3 pseudogenes are annotated in these 2255 nt (G+C 64.7%); all 3 read left to right on the top strand.

The window, feature by feature from the left end:
* Positions 1-623, top strand: a pseudogene (locus GWG67_RS38600) (IS256 family transposase); the annotation flags it as partial.
* 68 nt (positions 624-691) lie between these two features.
* Positions 692-1828, top strand: a pseudogene (locus GWG67_RS38595) (transposase); the annotation flags it as partial.
* A 32-nt stretch (positions 1829-1860) separates the two neighbouring features.
* Positions 1861-2206 (top strand): annotated as a pseudogene (locus GWG67_RS38590) (transposase); the annotation flags it as partial.
* Positions 2207-2255: the final 49 nt, after the last annotated feature.

Raw genomic sequence — 2255 nt, 5'->3', positions numbered from 1 at the left:
GGCGGCCTATGGCGAGAAGACCCCCCGAACGCCTGGCCCAGCGCAACGGCTACCGCGACCGGATCTGGGAGACCCGGGCCGGCGCGGTCGAGCTGCGCATCCCCAAGCTGCGCAAGGGCTCCTACTTCCCAGGGTTCCTGGAGCCGCGCCGCATGGCCGAGAAGGCGCTCACCGCCGTGGTCCAGGAAGCCTATGTGCAGGGCGTCTCGACCCGCTCGGTGGACGACCTGGTCCAGGCCATGGGCATGACCGGCATCTCCAAGAGCCCGGTCAGCCGGCTGTGCGGCGAGATCGACGACAAGGTGAAGGCCTTCCTCGCCCGTCCGATCGAGGGCGACTGGCCGTATCTGTGGATCGACGCCACCTACGTGAAGGTGCGCCAGAATGGCCGCATCGTATCTGTCGCGGTGATCGTCGCGGTCGGCGTCAACAGGGACGGCCGACGCGAGGTACTGGGCATGGACATCGGTCCCTCCGAAGCCGAGACGTTCTGGACCGCGTTCCGGCGCAAGCTCGCCCGCCGCGGCCTGCGCGGCGTCAAGCTGGTGGTGTCCGACGCCCACGAGGGCATCAAGGCCACCGTCGCCAAGGTGCTCAACGCCAGCTGGCAGCGCTGCCGCGTGGGGGTGTTGAAGAACCGCGACAGCGCTGATTCACTCCATGTGAAGGTGAGTCGCGAGGATCGACGGCGATGCTGGGATGCAAGGAACGCGGGCAGCTCGAACTGTTCATCACCGGCTCGCTACGCCAGCTTGTCCCCGACGATCACATCCTCGCCAAGGTCGATCGGGTGCTGGATCTCTCCTGGCTTCGGGGCGAAGTGGCGGGCCTCTACTGCAACGACAACGGCCGGCCGGGGATTGATCCGGAGCTGCGCTTCGGCTGATGCTGGCTGGGTTTCTCCTGGGCGTCGTTCACGATCGGCGCCTCTTGCGGGAGGCCCAGGTCAATATCGCGATCCGGTGGTTCATCGGCTACGACCTTCACGAGGTTCTGTCTGACCATTCTTCCCTAACCCGCATATGCCAGCGTTGGGGCGCTGATCGTTTCCGCCTCATCTTCGAACGAACCGTTCAAGCCTCAGGTAAATTCAAGAAGGTCCGCACCACCGATCCCGAGGCTACGATGGCGCCGAACGGCCGTAATCGCCGGCTCGAGCCGGCTTATAAGCAGCACGCCGCCGTGGACGACAGGCGCGGCGTCATCCTCGATGTGGAGGTCACCACTGGGGAGTTGAACGAGGGCCAGCACATCGTCGAGCAGGTGGACCGGACGGCTGAGAGGACCGGCAGAGCGGTGACCACGGTCACCGCCGACGCGGGCTACGCCTACGGCAAAGGTCTATGGCGCCATGGAAGAGCGGAACATCCATGCCGTGATCCCTGCCAAGGCCGAGCCAATCCGCTCGCCGGTCCCACTCCGTCGCTTCCGGTACGACGCCCAGAACGACATCCTGAAGTGCCCCAGAGGCAAGGTCCTGCGGCCGCAGCGTTTGACCAAGCACGGGCGCTTCTTCTGTTCGAAAGCCAAGGACTGCAGCCGTTGCTCGATGGCGAACCTGTGCCTGTCTGCCGGTCGGAGGAACAAGGCTGTCGTGGTGAGCGACCATCATCCTGCGCTTCTGCGAGCGCGTCGGCGACGGGAGAACTGGTCGGCCGAGGACAGGCAACTCTACCGGCGACATCGTTGGCGCTCTGAAGGATACCACGGCGAGGCAAAGACTTGGCATGAACTCGCGCGCGCAATCCGACGCGGTCTTCAGAACATGCGGATCCAGGCGTTCCTGACCGCCGCGGCCGTCAACCTGAAGAGGTTGGCGTTCGCTCTTTTGCGCTTTCTCACATTGTCGTCGCCTCTTTCGTATTGCCCGACGATCATCGCCATCTCGCCGCCGCCTGATCCCCGGCCGCTATCGGCGTTTGGCTCTAAGTGGTTCTTCAACGGCCCCCGCGTCCACTTCATGCGCAACGCTCTGGCGCATGCCGGCAAGAGCGGCCGGCGCGTCGTCTCCGCCTTCATCGCCACCGCCTTTGCCCAGGACGATGCCGAGGCCGCAACTGCGCAATGGCGCAAGATCGCCGATCAGCTCCGCCCCAAGCTGCCGAAGTTGGCCGGCTTCCTCGACGAGGCCGAGACCGACGTGCTCGCCTACATGTCGTTCCCGCCGCAGCATCGGACCAAGCTGCACTCCACGGATGAGATGGACAAGCGATTTTTTTCGTGACCGAGATGACGATTGCAGACATCGCTACGTC

Origin of the sequence: Bradyrhizobium sp. CSS354 (assembly GCF_029051725.1) — a bacterium.
GTDB lineage: Bacteria > Pseudomonadota > Alphaproteobacteria > Rhizobiales > Xanthobacteraceae > Bradyrhizobium.
This window is presented reverse-complemented; position numbering and strand designations above follow the sequence as displayed.